This is a genomic window from Bradyrhizobium sp. USDA 3315, assembly GCF_054056795.1.
Genome location: NZ_JBSRYP010000001.1, coordinates 4,695,745 through 4,713,333 on the forward strand (window position 1 = coordinate 4,695,745; position 17,589 = coordinate 4,713,333).

14 protein-coding genes and 1 pseudogene are annotated in these 17,589 nt (G+C 58.7%); 6 read left to right on the forward strand and 9 right to left on the reverse strand.

Features of this window, described 5'->3' with window-relative positions:
* Positions 1–19: 19 nt before the first annotated feature.
* The 3 genes and pseudogenes from ACVIYL_RS21635 to ACVIYL_RS21645 all read right to left on the reverse strand — a co-directional run bounded on the left by ACVIYL_RS21635 (position 20) and on the right by ACVIYL_RS21645 (position 2,951).
* Entirely contained in the window at positions 20–1,579 is a 1,560-nt protein-coding gene (locus ACVIYL_RS21635; protein ID WP_456779668.1) for an ABC transporter permease/substrate-binding protein, read from the reverse strand.
* Positions 1,576–2,375, reverse strand: a pseudogene (locus ACVIYL_RS21640) (ATP-binding cassette domain-containing protein). The gene ACVIYL_RS21635 and the pseudogene ACVIYL_RS21640 overlap by 4 nt, the downstream one beginning before the upstream one ends.
* A gap of 297 nt (positions 2,376–2,672) precedes the next feature.
* The gene (locus ACVIYL_RS21645; protein WP_456779669.1) at positions 2,673–2,951 is read right to left on the reverse strand and encodes a DNA -binding domain-containing protein; all 279 of its coding nucleotides are present in this window, start codon (positions 2,949–2,951) and stop codon (positions 2,673–2,675) included.
* 360 nt (positions 2,952–3,311) lie between these two features.
* Between ACVIYL_RS21645 and ACVIYL_RS21650 the strand changes: the two genes are divergently transcribed.
* The 4 genes from ACVIYL_RS21650 (at position 3,312) to ACVIYL_RS21665 (ending at position 6,935) form a co-directional block, all read left to right on the forward strand.
* Positions 3,312–4,073 (forward strand): hypothetical protein, encoded by a 762-nt coding sequence (locus ACVIYL_RS21650; protein ID WP_456781980.1) that lies wholly within the window; start codon positions 3,312–3,314, stop codon positions 4,071–4,073.
* Complete coding sequence (locus ACVIYL_RS21655) at positions 4,003–4,338, forward strand: extracellular solute-binding protein (RefSeq protein ID WP_456781862.1); 336 nt, start codon at positions 4,003–4,005, stop codon at positions 4,336–4,338. The genes ACVIYL_RS21650 and ACVIYL_RS21655 overlap by 71 nt, the downstream gene beginning before the upstream one ends.
* A 34-nt stretch (positions 4,339–4,372) precedes the next feature.
* Positions 4,373–6,148 (forward strand): ABC transporter permease subunit, encoded by a 1,776-nt coding sequence (locus ACVIYL_RS21660; RefSeq protein WP_456779670.1) that lies wholly within the window; start codon positions 4,373–4,375, stop codon positions 6,146–6,148.
* A 124-nt stretch (positions 6,149–6,272) separates the two neighbouring features.
* Positions 6,273–6,935, forward strand: a complete 663-nt coding sequence (locus ACVIYL_RS21665) for a nitroreductase (RefSeq protein WP_456779671.1) — start codon at positions 6,273–6,275, stop codon at positions 6,933–6,935.
* 449 nt (positions 6,936–7,384) lie between these two features.
* Here ACVIYL_RS21665 and ACVIYL_RS21670 read toward each other — a convergent pair whose 3' ends face one another.
* The 3 genes from ACVIYL_RS21670 to ACVIYL_RS21680 all read right to left on the reverse strand — a co-directional run bounded on the left by ACVIYL_RS21670 (position 7,385) and on the right by ACVIYL_RS21680 (position 10,968).
* Positions 7,385–9,286 carry a recombinase family protein gene (locus ACVIYL_RS21670; protein WP_456779672.1) on the reverse strand — a complete coding sequence of 634 codons (1,902 nt, stop codon included), beginning with the start codon at positions 9,284–9,286 and terminating at the stop codon, positions 7,385–7,387.
* A gap of 484 nt (positions 9,287–9,770) precedes the next feature.
* Positions 9,771–9,965, reverse strand: coding sequence for a hypothetical protein (locus ACVIYL_RS21675; RefSeq protein WP_456779673.1), 195 nt, complete (start codon positions 9,963–9,965; stop codon positions 9,771–9,773).
* Between the two features lie 280 nt (positions 9,966–10,245).
* Positions 10,246–10,968: an SPASM domain-containing protein gene (locus ACVIYL_RS21680; protein ID WP_456779674.1), complete on the reverse strand. Its 723-nt coding sequence runs from the start codon at positions 10,966–10,968 to the stop codon at positions 10,246–10,248.
* A 35-nt stretch (positions 10,969–11,003) separates the two neighbouring features.
* Between ACVIYL_RS21680 and ACVIYL_RS21685 the strand changes: the two genes are divergently transcribed.
* Both ACVIYL_RS21685 and ACVIYL_RS21690 read left to right on the forward strand, forming a co-directional pair.
* Entirely contained in the window at positions 11,004–11,819 is an 816-nt protein-coding gene (locus ACVIYL_RS21685; RefSeq protein ID WP_456779675.1) for a hypothetical protein, read from the forward strand.
* Between the two features lie 82 nt (positions 11,820–11,901).
* Positions 11,902–12,663 (forward strand): SDR family oxidoreductase, encoded by a 762-nt coding sequence (locus ACVIYL_RS21690; protein WP_456779676.1) that lies wholly within the window; start codon positions 11,902–11,904, stop codon positions 12,661–12,663.
* 778 nt (positions 12,664–13,441) lie between these two features.
* Here the strand turns inward: ACVIYL_RS21690 and ACVIYL_RS21695 are convergent.
* The 3 genes from ACVIYL_RS21695 to ACVIYL_RS21705 form a co-directional block, all read right to left on the reverse strand.
* Positions 13,442–14,875, reverse strand: coding sequence for an IS4 family transposase (locus tag ACVIYL_RS21695; RefSeq protein ID WP_456779677.1), 1,434 nt, complete (start codon positions 14,873–14,875; stop codon positions 13,442–13,444).
* Positions 14,876–15,374: 499 nt separating this feature from the next.
* A complete protein-coding gene (locus ACVIYL_RS21700) occupies positions 15,375–15,803 on the reverse strand; it encodes a DUF3551 domain-containing protein (protein WP_456779678.1) in 429 nt (142 codons plus the stop codon).
* A gap of 1,032 nt (positions 15,804–16,835) precedes the next feature.
* Positions 16,836–17,126, reverse strand: coding sequence for a PilZ domain-containing protein (locus ACVIYL_RS21705; RefSeq protein ID WP_456779679.1), 291 nt, complete (start codon positions 17,124–17,126; stop codon positions 16,836–16,838).
* Positions 17,127–17,589 lie beyond the last annotated feature (463 nt).

Genomic DNA, 17,589 nt, shown 5'->3' on the forward strand with positions numbered 1-17,589 from the left:
TGACTCTCTGGGCCTGCATCTACTGCCCACCGATCCTCTGCCACAGCCAGCGCGCCACCGCGGCGGGCGAGGAGTTCGCATTGCTGCCACTGGCGCGCAAATTAGCTTCGCGCATCGTCGCGATGTCGATCCGGCCATGCAGCGGCTTCAGCGCCTCCTGCAACGCCGCATCATGCGCGCGCCGCGGTGCCAGCAGCAGGACCGCATCATAGGGCGGAATTGCCTGCCTGGGATCGGACAGCGTCACCAGGTCAAATTCCTTGATCCGCCCCTCGCTGGTATAGCCCGCGATGACGTCGACGTTGCCGCTCGCCATTGCCGCATACATGAAATCCGGCTGCATCTGTCGTTGCGTGCGAAATGAGAGGCCGTAAGCCTTGTGTAGGGCGCTCCATTCGGGGCGCGAGAAGAACTCGTAGTCGCCTGCAATCGACAGCGTCGGCGCATGCGCAGCCAGGTCGGTGATCGAATGAATACCAAGTGCATCGGCGCGCTGCCGCGGCATCACCAGCGCATAGGCGTTCTCGAAACCGAGCGCGCCGAGCAGGGTAATGTCTTGCTTAGCCAGGATCTCCTTCAACTCGGCGAGCAAGGTTTCGCGTGGCGGTATATCGGTGCGGTGAAACTGGTTGACCCACAGCGTGCCGGAATAATCCACATAGACGTCGATGTTGTTCGCCGCGAGCGCCTGGAAAATCACGCTGGAGCCGAGGCCTTCGCGCGTCGAGGCCTGCAATCCCGCGGCCTGTAGCCGCTGCTCAATCAGCGCGGAGAGCACATATTGTTCGGCAAACGTCTTGGCGCCGATGACGTAAGTCGACGGCGCCCGTGCCATCGAAGGGATCAGCGTGGCCGCGACCAGTGCGGCGATCCCGACGCTGCCGAGCATGGTGCGGAGGCGCTTGCGTTCGCGTAATCCGCGCTGGATGAGCGTTAAAAGTTGATCGACCGCGAGCGCGAGCAGCGCCGAGGCGACGCAGCCGAACAGCACGAGCACCCAGTTCTGGGTCTGTAATCCGGCGAAGATGTAATTGCCGAGGCTGGTCTGCCCGATCGGCGTCGATAATGTCGCGGTCCCGATCACCCATACCGCCGAGGTGCGGATGCCGGCCATGATCACCGGCAGTGCCAACGGCAATTCCACCGTGAACAGCGATTGCCGCGGCGTCATACCGACCCCTTGCGCCGCCTCGAGCAGCGCGGGATCGATGCCGTTCAGCCCTGTGATGGTGTTGCGCAGCACCGGCAGCATGGAATAGAGCGCCAGCGCCAGCATGGCGGGCAAGAATCCAAACGCGGAAAAGTCGAAGCCGAACCAACGAAGCGTCAACGACGCAATGGCGAGCAGAAGCGGGTAGAACAGCGCGAGCAGCGCCAGTCCCGGCACGGTTTGGACGACGCTGGCGAGACCCAGCAGGATGCCACGGATCACGGCATGGTTGCGGGCAAGGATCGCAAGCGGCAGGCTGATCACGAGCCCGAGCGCCAGCGCTGCCAGGCTCACCTGAACATGGCTGCCAAGATAGTCCGGCAGGTGCGCCGCCGCATCGCGCCAACGAGGGTCGGTCAGGAGACTCATCCCGCGCTTGCTCCCGGGAGCAGGGCGTTCAGCCGCTCGGCCTGCCGCCTGGGTGTGCTCAACAGCTCCGCCACGTAGGGATCCTTGTTGTTTGCCAGGTAGGCTGGCTGGCCTTGCGCCACAACCCGTCCGGCCCGCATCACCGCGATGCGATCGGCAAGGAGCAACGCCTCCGTCATGTCATGGGTGACCATTACCGTGGTCAAACCGAGCCTGCGATGCAGGGCGCGGTACTCCTCGCCCAGGGTGTCGCGGGTCAGCGGATCGAGCGCGCCGAAGGGTTCGTCCATCAGCATGATGCGGGGACGGGCGGCGAGCGCCCGCGCCACGCCTACACGCTGCTGCTGTCCTCCCGACAGTTCATGCGGAAGGCGATCGCGATGGAGGGAGCGATCGAGCCGCACCAGGTCAAGGAGCTCATCGACGCGCGCGGCGATCTCGGCGGCGGGCCAGCCGAGCAATCGCGGCGTGACGGCGATGTTGTCGGCGACGCGCAGATGCGGAAACAGCCCGCCGCTCTGGAACACGTAGCCCATGCGCCGGCGCAAGTGAACCGGATCGACGCCGCGCACGTCCTGGCCCTCCACCATGACGCGGCCGCTCTCGGGTCGAGCAGGCGGTTGGCGAGCCGCAGCAAGGTGGATTTGCCGGAGCCGGAGGTGCCGACGATCGCCAGGAATTCGCCCGCGGCAATATCGAGCGAGACATCGTTGACGGCTGTGATGCGTTCGCCGTCGTGACCGTCGGCAAAGCGCTTCCCGACATGGGCGTAGGCGATCATCGGTGCGAGTGCCATAGTTGGACTGGACCAGTGCGCGAGTGTTCCGAAGTTGGCGTCATTCTACGGTCGGCAGGTTAGCGAACTTCGGATTCGAAGGACACTAGCAAGCCTATGCGACCCGCCGCCGCTCGCGGCACGACGCCTAATGCCTTGAGAATACGAAATCGACAACGGCCTCGTGAGTGCTCTGGTACGAAGCGTACCGTTCTGCTTCCGGCTCGTTCGTCCGTATCGTACAAAGTCTGCGCGCAGATCATGGTCGATCTGTCAGCGCAATGTGCTCTATCAGATGGGGCGGGGCCAGTTCATCGGTCAGCCAAGCGTCGTGCGCCGAAGCTGCTGTCGATATCCGTGATCTGCCATCCACCTTGCCCGAGCCAGGTGGCTGTCGAAAGCACGGCGCGCTCGGTTCCACTCGATGGCCGGGTCAACGTGAAGAACGACGCGCGCAACCTCACGCCAATCTGCACCTTCGGCATCGGCATCAAGCAGCCGCCAGTATGTAATCAAATGTTCCTCGTCGTAGACGGTCAGATTTGCGCTCGATGGTGCAATGTCATCGACAGTCGGATCGAGTAGCGTTTCCCTCATCAAAGAATCTCCTACGCTACTTTAGGCGTATCGATGCTGATCGTCGCGAAACGGGTGAGCGACCGTCAAGGGCTTTTCCGCTACGGGATCGACTTCGTTTACCATGGCGGGGGCAGGATCACGGCTGGCCCGTATAGCGCCTAAGCGGATACCAGGGCTGACGCGGTCGGTGTCCTTAATCGGGGCCTTCTGCGGAAAACACGCACCTTGGCGGATCGGAAAAACAGCGGAAATGTGGTTGCGATTCTCTTCTCGTTAGGCACATGAGAGACGGCGCGTCTGCGCATGCGGCTCCGTTCAGCCTTGTTTAACGCCCGCACGCACACGTTGCTGGTCGGCTATAGATTGGACGACAACCATATGAACTTTACGAAAGCGGAGCGCATCTCGCTCAAACTCCATCCTGAGCTTAACGAGAATTGGGTACAGGGCCTGATTGCCGCCGACCCAAAAATCCTGGGACTGGGGACTCTGGTGCTGCGCGATAAGGAACGGGTACAGCCCCGGGCCGGTAGGCTGGATTTACTTCTTCAGCACTCAGAGACGAAGCGCCGCTACGAGGTCGAAGTCCAACTCGGTTCAACGGACGAAGCACACATCGTCCGTTCTATTGAGTATTGGGACATCGAGCGAAAGCGCTACCCTCAATATGAGCACTGCGCGGTGGTTGTTGCGGAGGATATCACCAGTCGGTTCTTAAATGTCGTGTCGCTCTTCAACGGGGTGATTCCGCTGATCGCGCTGCAGATGCAGGCGTTAAAGGTTGGTGAGCACACGACTCTAGTCTTCACGAAAGTGATGGACGAGATGTCCAGAGGGGTTGTGGATGAGGACGAGGATGCAGAAGCGGCTCCGACCGACAGAGCCTACTGGGAAAAGCAGGGGACAAAAGCGACGGTGCAACTCGCTGACCAGTTGCTGGCGATCGTCCAAGAAATCGACCCGTCGATCGACCGCTGGACTGGAAGCGTGCCTTCAGGTCGATCGACAGGCGACGGTTGGCAGCGCCTGGAATGGCCGCATCGATGGCGCGAACGATCAGGGGGCAAGGATCGGCAAGAGCTGGAACCAGGGCATTCTGCAATGGGCCGCCTGGGCTGTCCCAAAGGGAGCCGAGAATAGCGAGAACGCACAGAAATACATCGCCTATATGAGCCGTCCGGAGCCTCAGGCTAGATTCTCCGAGCTGATCACCTATGGACCCACTAACTCTCGCGCTTTCGAACACCTCTCGAAACAGCGGGCAGAGTTGATGCCTACCGCGCCTGGGCTCAAAGAGCGGCAGATTGTGCAGGACTATGCCTTCTGGAATGCGGTGGATGCCACCGGAGAAACCGGCTTGCGACGCGCCATCGTGGAGTGGGAACGCTGGGTCGCGGGAGGCTAACGTCGCCAATTTCTCCGGCAAGCGATGTGGACAAGTGAAACGGCTGGCTCTTCCTCTGCCGGGCGTTGCGCTTCTGGCGGCTGGCTACGCCTTGCCAATGGCTATCGTCGTCTGGATGAGCCTGCGGCATCAAGGGCATTGGAGCACTCAAGCATACGCACAGATCGTTCGTGCTCCGGCCTTTTTTGGAATTTTCCTCAAGACCCTCTGGATGGCGTTTTCCGTCACTGGGCTCTGTGCGTTGTTTGGATATCCCTATGCCTCCTTCGTCGCGACCCGGATCCGTCGGTATGCCGCTCCTGTCATGATGTTGGTGGCGATTCCCTATCTGACCAGCATCCTGATCCGGTCCTATAGCTGGATCGCGATCCTCGGCAGCTCCAGCATTGTAAACCGGCTTCTCATTTCCATCGGGCTGACGAGCGAGCCGCTGCCGCTGGTCTTCAGCACGTTTGGCAGCTATGTCGGCATGGTTCACATCCTTCTGCCGATGATGATCCTGCCGCTCTACGGTGTCCTGCGGAGACTCGATCCGGCGTTGATCAAGGCTGCGCAGAGTCTTGGCGGGGGCCCGGCAACCGTCTTCTGGACCGTCGTTTTCCCGCTCTCGCTTCCGGGACTGACGGCCGGATGCGCGTTGGTCTTTCTGTGCGCCATTGGCTTTTACATCACGCCAGCCATGCTTGGAGCCCTTGGCGACTACCTGGTGGCCCAGGCAATTGAGGTCCGCGTCTCGACATTGGCGGATTTCGATTTCGCAGCCGCCCTGGCTTGCATGCTATTTTTCGGGGTGAGCGCGTTCCTGTTCCTGTTTCGCCGGAACATTGTCACTCTGGGGGCTGTCGACCACGGTCGATGGCGGTCCGGAGAAGGAGGCCTGCGCAGTGGTGGTGCCTGGTATCGGCGATTGGGTATCGGCCAGGCGGCGCGGGCCCTTCTTACCTTGTTCGACGCAACGGCTCTTGTGGCCAATCCTTGTCTCTTCATCCTCTTCATCTTGGTACTGCTGTTCCTGCTGGCGCCGATGATCGTCGTCGTCACGATCGCGTTCAGCAATGCACCCTATCTCATGTTTCCACCGCCGGACTTTTCTACACGCTGGTTTAAGTCACTGCTCGCCGATCAGCGCTGGCGCGACGCAGCGCTTTTCAGCTTCAGCATGGCCGCACTTTCCGCTTCCACGGCATTGCTGGTGGGGACAGCTTATAGCATCTCCTTGACCAGAGGCGTCTTGCGTGCACGCAGGATCATGTGGCTGGCCGCGGTTGTCCCGATGATTCTGCCGCAAATTGTGCTTGGTATCGGGTTGTTCTTTCTCACCGTTGCGTTGAAGCTCAACGGTACCATTGCTGGTTTCTGGCTTGGCTTTACCGTTCTAGGATTTCCCTATGTGGTCATTATCATGACCGCTGCCCTGCAAAGCAGCGACATCGATGTCGAGCGAGCAGCAGTCGGTTTAGGAGCCACCCCGATGGCAGCATTCTTCACTGTTACGCTGCCGCTTCTCGTTCCCGCATTGTCCAGCGCTTTCCTCTTCGCCTTCCTCGCCGGGTTCGACGATCGCGTCTTGAGCATGTTCTTGAGTTCGCCATCCAAGACGCCACTCGCAATGTTGATGTGGCAAGATATTCATCTGGAAATTAGCCCAAAGACAGCCGTGGTCGGCGCTTTCCAATTGGCTGCGCTGTTGGCGGCATCAATGCTCGTGGCGTTGCTGAGGAAAGCGACCGGCGCAGGAGAGAAGTTCAAGATGATCCTTTCGCGCAAGTCAGAAGATACGCGCGATACTGTCGCAAGTCCCGCCTCGTGACGGTCGCCCTTCGTTGCCCTGCTTCGATGAAGGGCCCTGCCGGACAGGCCTGGCACAACTTTCATGAGAATTGTCACTGGCGCGCCTGGTCAGTTTCCTTGCTCCCGAAATATGGGGTGGTCGCGTGAATGTCTCCGAAGCCCTCGAGCGGCGCATGTCGGTCCGCTCTTTCAAGTCTGATCCAGTTTCCAAAGAACGGGTGCGCTCCCCGCTGGAGAGAGCCCGTCGCTCCCCTTCGGGAGGCAATCTCCAGCCATGGCGCGTCTACGTGCTCACCGGCAGCCCGCTCGATGAACTTAAGGAGCGCGCGAGCGCAAATCCGCTTGGGGAGCCCCCGGAATATCAAATTTATCCAGACTCGCTGTGGGACCCCTATCGGCGCCGAAGCTGGGAGTACGGCGAAGACCTCTATGCCGTGATCGGCATTCCGAGGGAAGATCGGGCAGGTCGGCTGCAGCAGCTGGCTCGAAACGGGCAGCTATTCGGCGCACCTGTCGGCCTATTTTTCTGTCTCGACCGAAGGTTCGGCCCACCGCAGTGGGCGGATCTCGGTATCTTTATCCAGACAGTGATGCTCCTGGCGGTCGAAGAAGGACTTGCGACCTGTGCACAGGAGTACTGGTCACGTTACCCAAAGACCCTGACGGAATTGCTCGACTTATCCACCGAGGAATTGGTTTTCTGCGGGATGGCCTTGGGCTTTGCAGACGAAGATCCCATCAACACACTCAGAACCGGGCGAGATCCGATTTCCGATTGGGGGGGCGTTCTGCGCGGCTTTAGATGATTGAGTCCGATCGCGATGTCGCGATGTCGATCACGTGCCACAGGAGCGAAAGCAGCCCAGTGCTCGCGCGTTGGCGATTATCCGGCCATGTAGGCTTGACCGATTGCGGGTTCGGGGCGACGGCCCTGGGGCCGGGCCATATGGATGCCAGACGGATGCGGAAGGCCTGGAACTCGATGAGCTTCTGGTCGCTGTCGCTCTGCTGTTCAGAATCCCTAAGACCGTCCGGCCCAGCGCAGGCCGAAACCATCCCAACCGGATGAACCGGCGATCCCCCGCGCATCCTTGCGATCAGTCTGTACCGTCAGCCTCGAGACCAAACCAATCGTCGCGTAATCGTTGTCTCGCAGGTCTGCGATACTTCAGGTCACAGGCGATCTTCTTGATCGTCTTGCCTTCGACGAAGTGCTCGCGCCCTCGCGGGGGTCGCCTATGTTGCTGGACGCTAATTATCTTCGTCGCAAGCCAAACCGCGCAGGCTTACCCTTTAGTCTGACGAGACCGAGCAATCGATAGGCCTTCGATAGCTTCCCAAAATGGTGAGCTACCGTCGCTGACCAGGGCAGCTCGGGATCGTCATTAATCAATCGCGCGGAAATGGCGCCCTCCCGGTCCACGAGGCGTTTGAGCCCCAGCAAAAGATCATCCGTGCGATAACCAAGCTTGGCGCGTTGGCCGGGGTGGCGGCGTTGCCGGCCGACTGTCTTGCCTTCACGCTTGCGCTGGCAGGCAGCCTGCATGAGTTGCGAATGCGTCTCGAGTGGTAGCCTGGCCAAAGCCTTCGCTTGGGTGAGCGAACCAAATCGCTTCACGAAATAATAGGCGCCGGGCGTCTCCTCGTCCCGGTCAAGAAGATTGAGCGTGACATATCCATGCTTCTCATGAAGGCGGCGCAAGGCCTGTAGAAGCTCCGCGTCACTCCAGTGGACGCCGTGGATATAGTCGTCACCACCGCCATCTTTCCTGCGTCTCCATCCGTCGCGCTGTATCTCGCTGTGGTTTGGAACTGGCAGGCCCGCCTTGCGGAGGGCATTCGCAAGAGAACCGAAGCGAACGCGGATGTGCCTCGGACATGGCAGGTCCGGGCAGCGTTCGATCAGCCGGTTCGAGATCCGGCCTTTGGTGGAATGAAGCTGCCTTAGCCCTGTGATAACCGCGGCCTCCGTCCAGTATCTGCCGTTGTTCCCAAAAAGCATCCTGGTTGCGGGATCGTAACCAGCCGCGACATAGGCAGCACAAAGCGAGCCGAAGTGACGGTCGACAGTATCCGCGGAAGGGGCTCCCCTGGTGCTGTTGAGCAATCGCTGGGAGAGATGGCCTTTCTCTTCAAGCAGCCGCTTGAGTGAGGCGATGATCGTCTCCTTGTTCCAAGGCCGATTGCCGACAACCAAACGGGCTTGCGCCTTGCGGAACAGTCTTGGCGGTACGATCGGTTCGAATGATTGAAAACGCGTCCATGTCGATTCTGGGGTCTTTACCGCGTGGCCCTGTAACCGTTTGGTCGTGACGTTGTAGGTCATCCGACCCACACAGAGTTCGCTGCCGAGGATTCGGTGAATGGTCGTCTCCGAGAGCGCGTCGCCGCCGTGGCCCTTCACGCCGGCCTTCGCCAGGCGCCGGGTAATCTCATAAATCGACAACTTGTCCCGCACGTAGAGCTTGAATATGCGTCGGATCACCTCGAGTTCTTCGGTTGGCCCCGGCACCACCACCACTTTGTCGTTGCTGAGTGCTTTGTGCTCGCCTCTTTTCAGGAGCTGTCTTGGGTTTCGCTTTGCGTCAACAAGTAGCCGCCTGAAACCGTAGAGGAGACCGCCGCCTTGGCGGAAGCCAAGGAGCGCCTGCTGCCGATGCGCCCGCGACAGCTTTGCCGACAGCTCGCGACTGTATTCGCTCGCCATAACCCGCTTGAGGTGCTTGACGATCGTCGTGATCGGGGTGACGTCCTCCCCGAACGGTTCGCCGCAATAGACGACGCGCACGCCGGCCTGTCGGCATAGAAATTCGTAGTGACCGGCTTGATCAGGATTCTGAAAACGCCCCCAGCGGCTGACATCAAGAACCAGGATAGCGTCGAACGGGCGCGGCGTCGCCAGTGCATCGCTGAGCAGCTGCTTCAGTGCGTCTCTGCCTTTCAACGAAAGACCGCTCTTTCCAGCATCGATATAGGATGCGACCACCGCGTAGCCGTGCTGCTCGGCGTAGTCGGAAATCGCGCTCTTTTGGTTTTCAGTGGAGTAGAGTTGATTTTCTGACGACATGCGCAGGTATTGTGCCGCGCGCGTCTGACCGTTGTGAGGACGTGTACTCATGATGCGTGACGATGGAGCATGGAGCTCGCTCGTTGGCATGGTCACCACCTTGGGAAGCACGTACGATTGTGCCTCGCCAGAATCGACCGCTCGAACCAGCTCTGTCCTTTGTGCCTTACATCCCTGCCCACGCTTTTTGGGCTGGATCGGGGAAGGTTACGCCCTGACGCGGCGTGAGGTTCAAGCGATTTCTGCTGGATTGGTTCTCAGGTTCCGATCTCGGCGCCTCGATCAGCACGAAACTCTGTTGGGGCTGAAGGCAATGCATTCGTGCAAGCAGTCGACACGTTCTGGGGCGCTAGGATTTGGGGTGGACGACTTAGCGAAGCCCGATTCCGTGATAGTGGCTTGATCATGGGAAATGCCCCACACCGTGTCCGGTGTGGGCAAAGCTCTGCACGTTGCGGGCCACCAGCTCTCGAGGGCTTGCCGTCCGTAAGGATGGATCCCCTTGCCGCGCCAGCGTGCCTCGTCCCGGGAGCGGGTAGGAATTGCACAGAGCTATCCAGATCGGCGCAGACGGTTACGCACTGGCCTCCTTGCGTTCGCGGATAACGAGCCGGCCGGTCACGGGTGGGGCGATGAGTTCGACGTTGAATCCCTTCCCGTCATCGTGAGGCCAGACACCGCCAACCTTCGTCCAAAATGCACTCTCACCTTCGCCAGTCACGATGAAGGCTTCGTGACCGGGTTTCTTGGGTTTAGCTTTGTTTGTCATGGAATACTCCCCGTTGATCATGCCGCGAAGCAGGCCGTTCGGGAGATAGAAAACGGAATCTGCCGGACGTGCCGGCAAGCGGTTGATGCCAGTCTAGGGCGGCGGTTGACGGCTAGTGCCTTCACGCAATTGCTTGGCCAGAGGTGATGCAGGTGTGACAAAATGTGTCTGATGCGGCGTGCTCGCGCGAACCCGTATGATAGTGCGTGCGTCTTAGGTCGAGTGTCATCGGATAGCCGGTCTCGGAAGGCTTCGACGAGGAGTCGTCCTCATCAAATCATTAGTTCTGCGGCGCTGGCCTGGCATGTTCACACATTCGACAAAGCAGGAATCCACTCTTGCCATTCATGCGATTGACGATCTGCCGGAAGACGTGCCCTTCGAAGAGATCTTCGTAGCTGTTGCGCAGAAGATTCCCCAGGACATGGCGACGCTCAAAATCCGTGCAACAGAGGGTGACATCGCCGTTTGGCAAAAGAACATTACGATGCTGTCGTCGTTCAGCACATGCAAGAGGGCCGGTTACCGGGGCTCGTGGTTTCGCTATATCGGCATTGACGCTTCCGGCCCTGCTGATCAAGGAGCCCATGCGAACCAGTGCCTCCGCGGGGATGAGCTCAATCAGGGTGGGATGAACCCCGCCGACGGCGAGGTACTGAATTGAGGGAATCTTTGCGCCGACCAACTGACGGAACAGGTCAAGATACTGCTTCCCGACAAAGCGGCTATTCATCTGTGCGCCGCCATCGAATACGTGAACTACGAATGCTTTAAAGGGTAACGCTTGCAGACGCCGTAGGTCAGCCTCGTTCATTCCAACAAGTGTCGTATAGATCCGGATGTCATGGCCGCGCGCGTGAGCCAGCTCCACCATTTCGGTGCAATCCCGATTGAGCCAGGGTTCGGAGTAGCCGGAAAAATGTATGTCGACAGCCGTCGGTACGCGCGCCAGACATTGCTTGAACAGCGTCTGGCGTCTGGAATCTTCCGTATGAGTACGCACTCAGGGAAGACCATCCGTACAAGTATGGCTATGGCATGCTGATGCACGGCGCCTATCACTACGTTGATCTCGTGACCCGCCTCTTGCAGATGACCCGGCGGATATATTCAGATGATGAAATGTATCTACGCATGAGCGGGTTTTCCGCGTTTCCGAAAGATCAAGAGAAGCGGGTGCCCGTTGGCGTAATGGACAGGCTGGACGATTACCGTGAGCACATGGCGAATTTCGACCCAGGGCTGCCTTACGGTGAGACGGACGTTGTGGCTTCGTTTGCGCTTTGTTTTCGCCGTACCGACGCAGCCCTATGCTTGGGTACGATAGCCCTCGAACAAACCACGCCAGGTATGCGGTCCTGGGGGACGTTCCCGGAGGTGTCCTACAATATCAATGGTCGACTGCATTGCACGGATATCGACGTTCGTTTGGGCACTCTCTTTTCAATGAACGGGCATGTCGTGAAACTGCCTATCTCGTCCCGGAAAGGCCAATCAGATTTGCGGGGGAAGAACATGGGAATCGTGACCTCGCGGTCCAATGCTCTCGTCACCGGTACCCAGGAATTCGTCACTGAAGAACGCCTCACCCATCCCTATGGAAACTCCTTCTCGTACGCCGCGGAGTCCACATTGTTCCAGGATTGGATCGACGGCAAAAAGACCTACAGCGATTTGGACTCTCATTTGCCGACAGCCGCCGTAACCGAGGCACTGGCGCGCGTGATCCGGAGTAACGGGGAAACGATCCAAATCGATTTTGATTTCGCGGAGCCCGACTGGCCACCGATCACACATATTTCGAACGCGGTCATCCCCGAAGGCCGCGCGATGCAGTTCGCGGCCTATCGGTGAAATGTCGGACAGTGGAGGCCTCCGTCATTCGACGCTCTGAAGATGTAGGTGCGCGCTGATCATCGGTCCAAGGCAATCAGTTATGGGACGTCTGGCAGATAAAGTCATTTTGGTGACGGGTGGGGCTCGTGGGATGGGAGCGGCTCATGCGCGCCTGCTGGTGGCCGAGGGGGCCAGAGTCGTGATCAGTGATATTCTTCATACGGAAGGAGAAGCTCTTGCCGCTCAACTCGGCAAATCCGCGGTCTTTGTCAGTCAGGACACCACCCGGGCCGATGAGTGGGCCAAAGCCGTCGCTAGTGCTGAGTTATGCTTCGGTGCGCTGCATGGGCTGGTCAATAATGCTGGTATCGTTAGCGCCGCCGCCATCGAGCATTTCCCGCTTGATCAGTGGAACAGGACCCTTGCCATTAATCTAACTGGTGTATTCCTCGGGATGCAGGCCGCGCTGCCGGCCATCAGGCGAGCGGGCGGAGGTTCGATCGTCAACGTGTCGTCGGTCGAGGGGCTACGGGGCAGCGCCGGGCTCCACGCGTATGTTGCCTCCAATTTTGGGGTGCGGGGGATAACCAAGTCCGCTGCGCTCGAAGCCGCGGCCTCGGGCGTGCGCGTCAACTCAATTCATCCCGGCTTGGTCGCGACACAGACGGTCAAAAGCATAGAGTCGTCCGTTTTCCCCATTCCGCTCGGCCGACCAGCCGAACCGCATGAAGTATCGCGGGCAGTGTTATTTCTACTCAGTGACGACTCCAGCTATCTTACTGGTTCGGAGATCGTCATTGATGGTGGTCTGACGGTCGGTATTCCGCGCAAATGCCTAGCGCTCGAGAACATCTTTCGTTGAGGCCGTCTGATAGTCAATCGATCCAATCGGACGAATGTTGGTCGCACCATACGCGCCGGGACCGTGGTAGTCGTTTTGCGCCGCAGCTCCGGTCATGTGTTTGACGAACGTGCGAATGCGACGGCTGATTGGCCTTCCCAGCCGCGGTCCTGGAAATACAGAATGACGGCCGCGAAGCCGAGCAACGGATTGGCGAACGTGAGCCATCGACCGCACGAAAGCTCGGTTTCGGCTCGACGTCGGCGATACGTGACCATTGTCCGCTATTAGGAAATAGGGGATACCGAACAAATGCAGCGGCGGCATGATCCAGGCCAGAGCGTACGCTGAGCGATATCCATACAATTCGCGCGGACCATCGGCCTCTTGTTGTAAGCTCTCAGCTGAGGGCTGATGTCCGGATATCTTCGGGGCTCGTTTGGATCCTTGCCGGAAGCCAATCGGAGTTCCGCATTGGTACGAATCGTACGAGGCGAATGCCTTTCGAAACGATCTGCATTCGCAATGCACGAGCATCGAAGACTCGCAGTTCCCTCTCGTCTATTCGGCTGCGAGGCTCAATGACGCAAGCCGAACCGCGGACCGTATCGGCGCGAGCTTACGTAGCATACCCCAACCTGGACAATGGCGTTCAACCGTATCCTTGAGCCGCGCGAGCTGAGTGTCCGAAGCCGGGCTATCCAGGATAACCTCCATTTCGATCGGAGTGTTGCCAGACCACACCCCCTTGCGGAAATCGAAGCAACTGCTCGGGTCACGTGGACCGGTGTACCGGCTTTCAATTACCCATAATTTTTGCCTCGATCGCAGCTCCCCGTTCGATGTCGGTCAGCCGCGATAGTCCGCGCCAGATCATGGTATTTCCTGGAGGCGGATCGTTGGCTCGGGCCAAATATCCTCCGAGCCGCGCGATCTTGACGACATAGTGCGAGAGCGTGCTTCGTCGAGAGCAGTCGCCACCCCTGTCTTTCACCAAATGATCAAGAAGCCTGATTTCGGGATCTGTCAGCGCGGTTTGCGGTAGGGTATTGGGCGAGGAGCGATTGAGCATCGTCATCCAGAAGACGCGCCAACTCACAATGCAGAAGACCGCGATCAGATTGACCAGACGCTCAGCAGTTCGCAATTTTGAGTCCTCTGCTTTGCAGCCAGATTTGAGGATCTTATGGAAGACTTCGATCTTCCACCTCAAGGCATACCATTCGATCTTATTGATGGCGTCCTTGCGCGATTGGACCGGGAGATCGGTGAGGAGCTTCCACTCGATTTTCTTTCGCCGCTTCGGCCTTCCCCGCTCCTGAGCGTGGATCACGGTCAGAGTGAGTGCGGGATATTTCGTCTGTTTGCCGATCGGCGGCAGGACGCGTATCTTGCGGTACCTGATCTCAAGAACGGCGTCGTCGGGATCGCCTTTGTCGTCCTTGACCTTGATCCGATGTAGACCCTTGATCGTCACCTCGTCCATTTCGTCGGCAATTGTATGATTGCCGTCCCCGGCAAGCCGATCAACACAGGTTCGCACCAGGAAATGCGTTCCGACCTCCTCGGCCAGGCAAAACAGCTCATAGATGTCGCTCTCGCGATCACCAATATGAACGCATCGTCCAGGAGCAGCGAGAAGGTCGGTCGATTGCCGTAAATTCTCGAGCCAGCGGATGCTCTCCTTCTGCTCGATCGGCACCCGTGTCGGATTGATCTTTCGCTTCAGCGCCGTCGTCCCCTTGAACTTCTTGCGGGTCCAGAACTTGATTGCCGACAGTCCGAGCGGAAGCCCCTCGGTCGTCACGGCGAGACTCGAATGCATCAGGATGCCGCACTGTGTGCGTCCTGCCGTCTTGCCCGTAAAGCCGATCAGATCCGGCTTCTCGCGCTTGAAGCTGAATTCCGTCGTGTCATGGAGGACGAGGATCGGTCCCTCCGTCGCCGCTACGCGCCCGCGCGTCGCCTCGAAATGACCGCAAAGAATATCCGCCTCATTGACCCGCTCGTTGGAGAAGAAGCGATAGGCGGCCTTTGTGTTGGCCCAGTCCTGACAAACCAACGGGATGCTTTGACCCATGTCGCTCCCGACTTGTGCGAGCAATTTGCAGAACCGGCGACCAAGCCGCTCATCTTTAAACTCGCATCCCGCAGCTTCTCGATCAACCCACGTCGCGATACCGGTCGTCAATCGCTGAGCACGCGTCTCCGCGCGTTCCTTCACCAACCCCATCGAGCACCCCACTTCCGAATCAGGTGCTCAACAATGAATCACAACAGATTCTGCCGATTCAAGATTTCGCCCGCCGCGCCTCGCTCAAATCCGAGTCAAATGTGGGTAATTGAAAGGTGTACCGGACGGAAACGGCGCTAAGGGAGACACCGAGTTCATCGGCGTACAGACGATAACTGATCTCATGACAGAAGCCCGTGTTGGCCAGGGCGTGTTCAATCAGCAAGACGCGCCTCAGCGTACCTCCGGCGCGAGGATGCTTCTTCGGCGTCGAGCCTGAATTGGCGGATCGCGAAAGGTCTCTCCGTTGCGTACTAAATGCCGTCCGTGGTCGCCTGCGATCGGCGGCTCCCGCGAACGCGTTTTTCGAATTGATTCTCATCATTTCCTCTGAGACTTGTGGTGCCAGAACTGCAATGTCCGCTCAAGCGCGGCGATCAATGCTGCTACGTCCAGTTTCGAATCTTAGAATGGAGACGGGCGAGCAGCACTGGTGACCCTAGTAGCCGCGCCAATGCTCCGGAAACAGGTATTCCGGATTCTCTACACAAAGCCCTCCTACACCTGACGCGGTCGCTTTGCATTGCTGATAGGTCGAGTATTCGCACTCGCCGGGCCAGCCCCGCGGTGGTCCTTGGAGGCAATATCGATCCGGTGCGGACTGTCCATCTGCGCCAACACGATCCATGTTTGTACGCGCGAAGGATGGGGCCACGATCGTTGCAGAAGTAATGGCCAAGAGACTGGCGAATAGAATATCGCGCAGGAACCTAACCCTCGTACGAGCCGCGCTGCGGGATGGATGGGTGATCTGCGGGGCCGGTGTCATCGTAGACAACATATCTGAGCCAGATCCGGGAGTGCGTCTCGACAGGGTCCCAGATGCAGTCGTTAATGACTCGGTCGAATTGCGTTTGTTCGTCAGCATGTCTCTCTTTCCACCGAACTACGATGTCACCGATATTGGTGCACATGCGATCCGCATGAGCAGCGCCGCGAGTACCCCGCGTGGGCTGATCAAGAAAGTCGTCGCGCGACATAGGAGACATGCGCGAGCAATCCACTAAGACTATTGTGCAATTGTTCGTCATGAATCGTACTTAGTTTTGCGCGCATGCAAGCGCTCCTACATAGGCATATTGCATTGGAAGACCCAGTTGTCGCGAAGACGATTGTCGAAGCCGCCTGAAGGCGGATGGTCGATAATGTGCTCCTCGATCACGGGCAGGCGGAATTGACATTTCTTTTTCTTCGTTCCTCGGCTGCACGACCGAACTTATCCGGACCATCGTCCGCAACGTACAAGGCGAGGCGGTCTCGCAATCTGGCACGCGTCGCAGGCGGCGCGCCACTCGCGGTCTGGTCGATGTTAAGCGGTGGTGACGAACGAGAGGTGTTCCAGCAGGGAATCAAGAAAGTGTGTAGTCGTCTGTCCTTGAAAGCTGCACATTCTTACTCATGCGCTTCATCCAGTCGCGGAGTGATCCGCTCCGACGCTGTGTTCGGCCAGATGCGCGTGGGCATGGAGACGGAAGAAAAGCCAACGAACCAACGTCGCTGCATCGCTCGTGAATGAAACCAGTGCATCTCGTTTGTTTAGCTCACGGCAAGACTATCTTTAAACACTGGCCAACTTTGGGGCGAGACAGCTCATGCTGAATCTCATTATAGAGCACGCACGATCGCATGAATCAGTGGACTAGAACGATATCTGGCGCAGTCGACCTGCGCCAAAGCGGACGGCATGACTGAGAAAAGACCGCCTACGGCGAGTCGTGGCGTGTCGACCGAAGCCTTGCCGAACCCGTCCCACATTCGATCACGCGCATTGATAAGGAAGTTGCCTAATGGCCTCGCGGCAACGCCTCTGAGCTGGCCCGACGTCCAGCGCGAAGCAGTCGCGTTTGTCTACTGCGCCGCGGCGGATCAGGCCGAGCGCGTGCTATTCAGGTCCACGCGGTCATCGGTTTTTCTTATCGTCCGTCAAGAAGCGGACGCCGATATCCGATCCATTGATCCAAACAAGCTCGCATCGCCTGAATGCCGTCCCCATCGTGGATAGGACTAGAAAGAACTCTTTCAGGTGGAAACCTTCGAGGGAGCCCTTGATCGAGAGCTTCGCGCCAGTCTGTGAAACGTCCTCCATTTTGCACGCACGATTCCACGTCCCGTCGATCGCGACGATCTGGACGCTGATGCCGCGCGAGAACTGAACGCGATGGCTCTTTCGCTTTTCAGCGGGGGACGCCAATGGAAATCACCAAAAACGATGACCGTTGATGGCACATTTTGTTTGCCGGACAGTTAACGCGCACCCGCAGCGATCGGCTCCGATCTAATGTCATTTCATTAGCGGGGCACCAATAGTTGTGGTGAGGGTTTGTCCGCTACGGACGGAGCAGTCGAGCGCTCAACCAGATAAAAATTCGCCCAGGATACCAATTGAGTGTACGACGAAATGCCAACGCGGCAAGAAACCGCCGGAGATCGACCGCTGTCACGAACAGCAGGCCCATGCGAGATCCGGTATGCATCGTGTGACGCCGATGATGGAACGCGCCGCGTGATAAGCCGACTTTCAAGACGGCAATGTTTGCGCCGCGATCCTGGCGACGTCACGACCGGAGCGGTCGAGGACGACGGCGTGCCATTCGGATTCGCGTTCAGGGCGCTTGAGAACTACGATGGACGCCTAGTGATCGAAGCAAGCTCTG

Bases quoted from the DNA above. Each gene is read 5' to 3' on its own strand.
- ACVIYL_RS21670 (WP_456779672.1), bottom strand. From the start codon at position 9,286: ATGCCAACGAGCGAGCTCCATGCTCCATCGTCACGCATCATGAGTACA.
- ACVIYL_RS21635 (WP_456779668.1), bottom strand. From the start codon at position 1,579: ATGAGTCTCCTGACCGACCCTCGTTGGCGCGATGCGGCGGCGCACCTG.
- ACVIYL_RS21645 (WP_456779669.1), bottom strand. From the start codon at position 2,951: ATGAGGGAAACGCTACTCGATCCGACTGTCGATGACATTGCACCATCG.
- ACVIYL_RS21690 (WP_456779676.1), top strand. From the start codon at position 11,902: ATGGGACGTCTGGCAGATAAAGTCATTTTGGTGACGGGTGGGGCTCGT.
- ACVIYL_RS21650 (WP_456781980.1), top strand. From the start codon at position 3,312: ATGAACTTTACGAAAGCGGAGCGCATCTCGCTCAAACTCCATCCTGAG.
- ACVIYL_RS21695 (WP_456779677.1), bottom strand. From the start codon at position 14,875: ATGGGGTTGGTGAAGGAACGCGCGGAGACGCGTGCTCAGCGATTGACG.
- ACVIYL_RS21685 (WP_456779675.1), top strand. From the start codon at position 11,004: ATGCTGATGCACGGCGCCTATCACTACGTTGATCTCGTGACCCGCCTC.
- ACVIYL_RS21675 (WP_456779673.1), bottom strand. From the start codon at position 9,965: ATGACAAACAAAGCTAAACCCAAGAAACCCGGTCACGAAGCCTTCATC.
- ACVIYL_RS21700 (WP_456779678.1), bottom strand. From the start codon at position 15,803: ATGCTGACGAACAAACGCAATTCGACCGAGTCATTAACGACTGCATCT.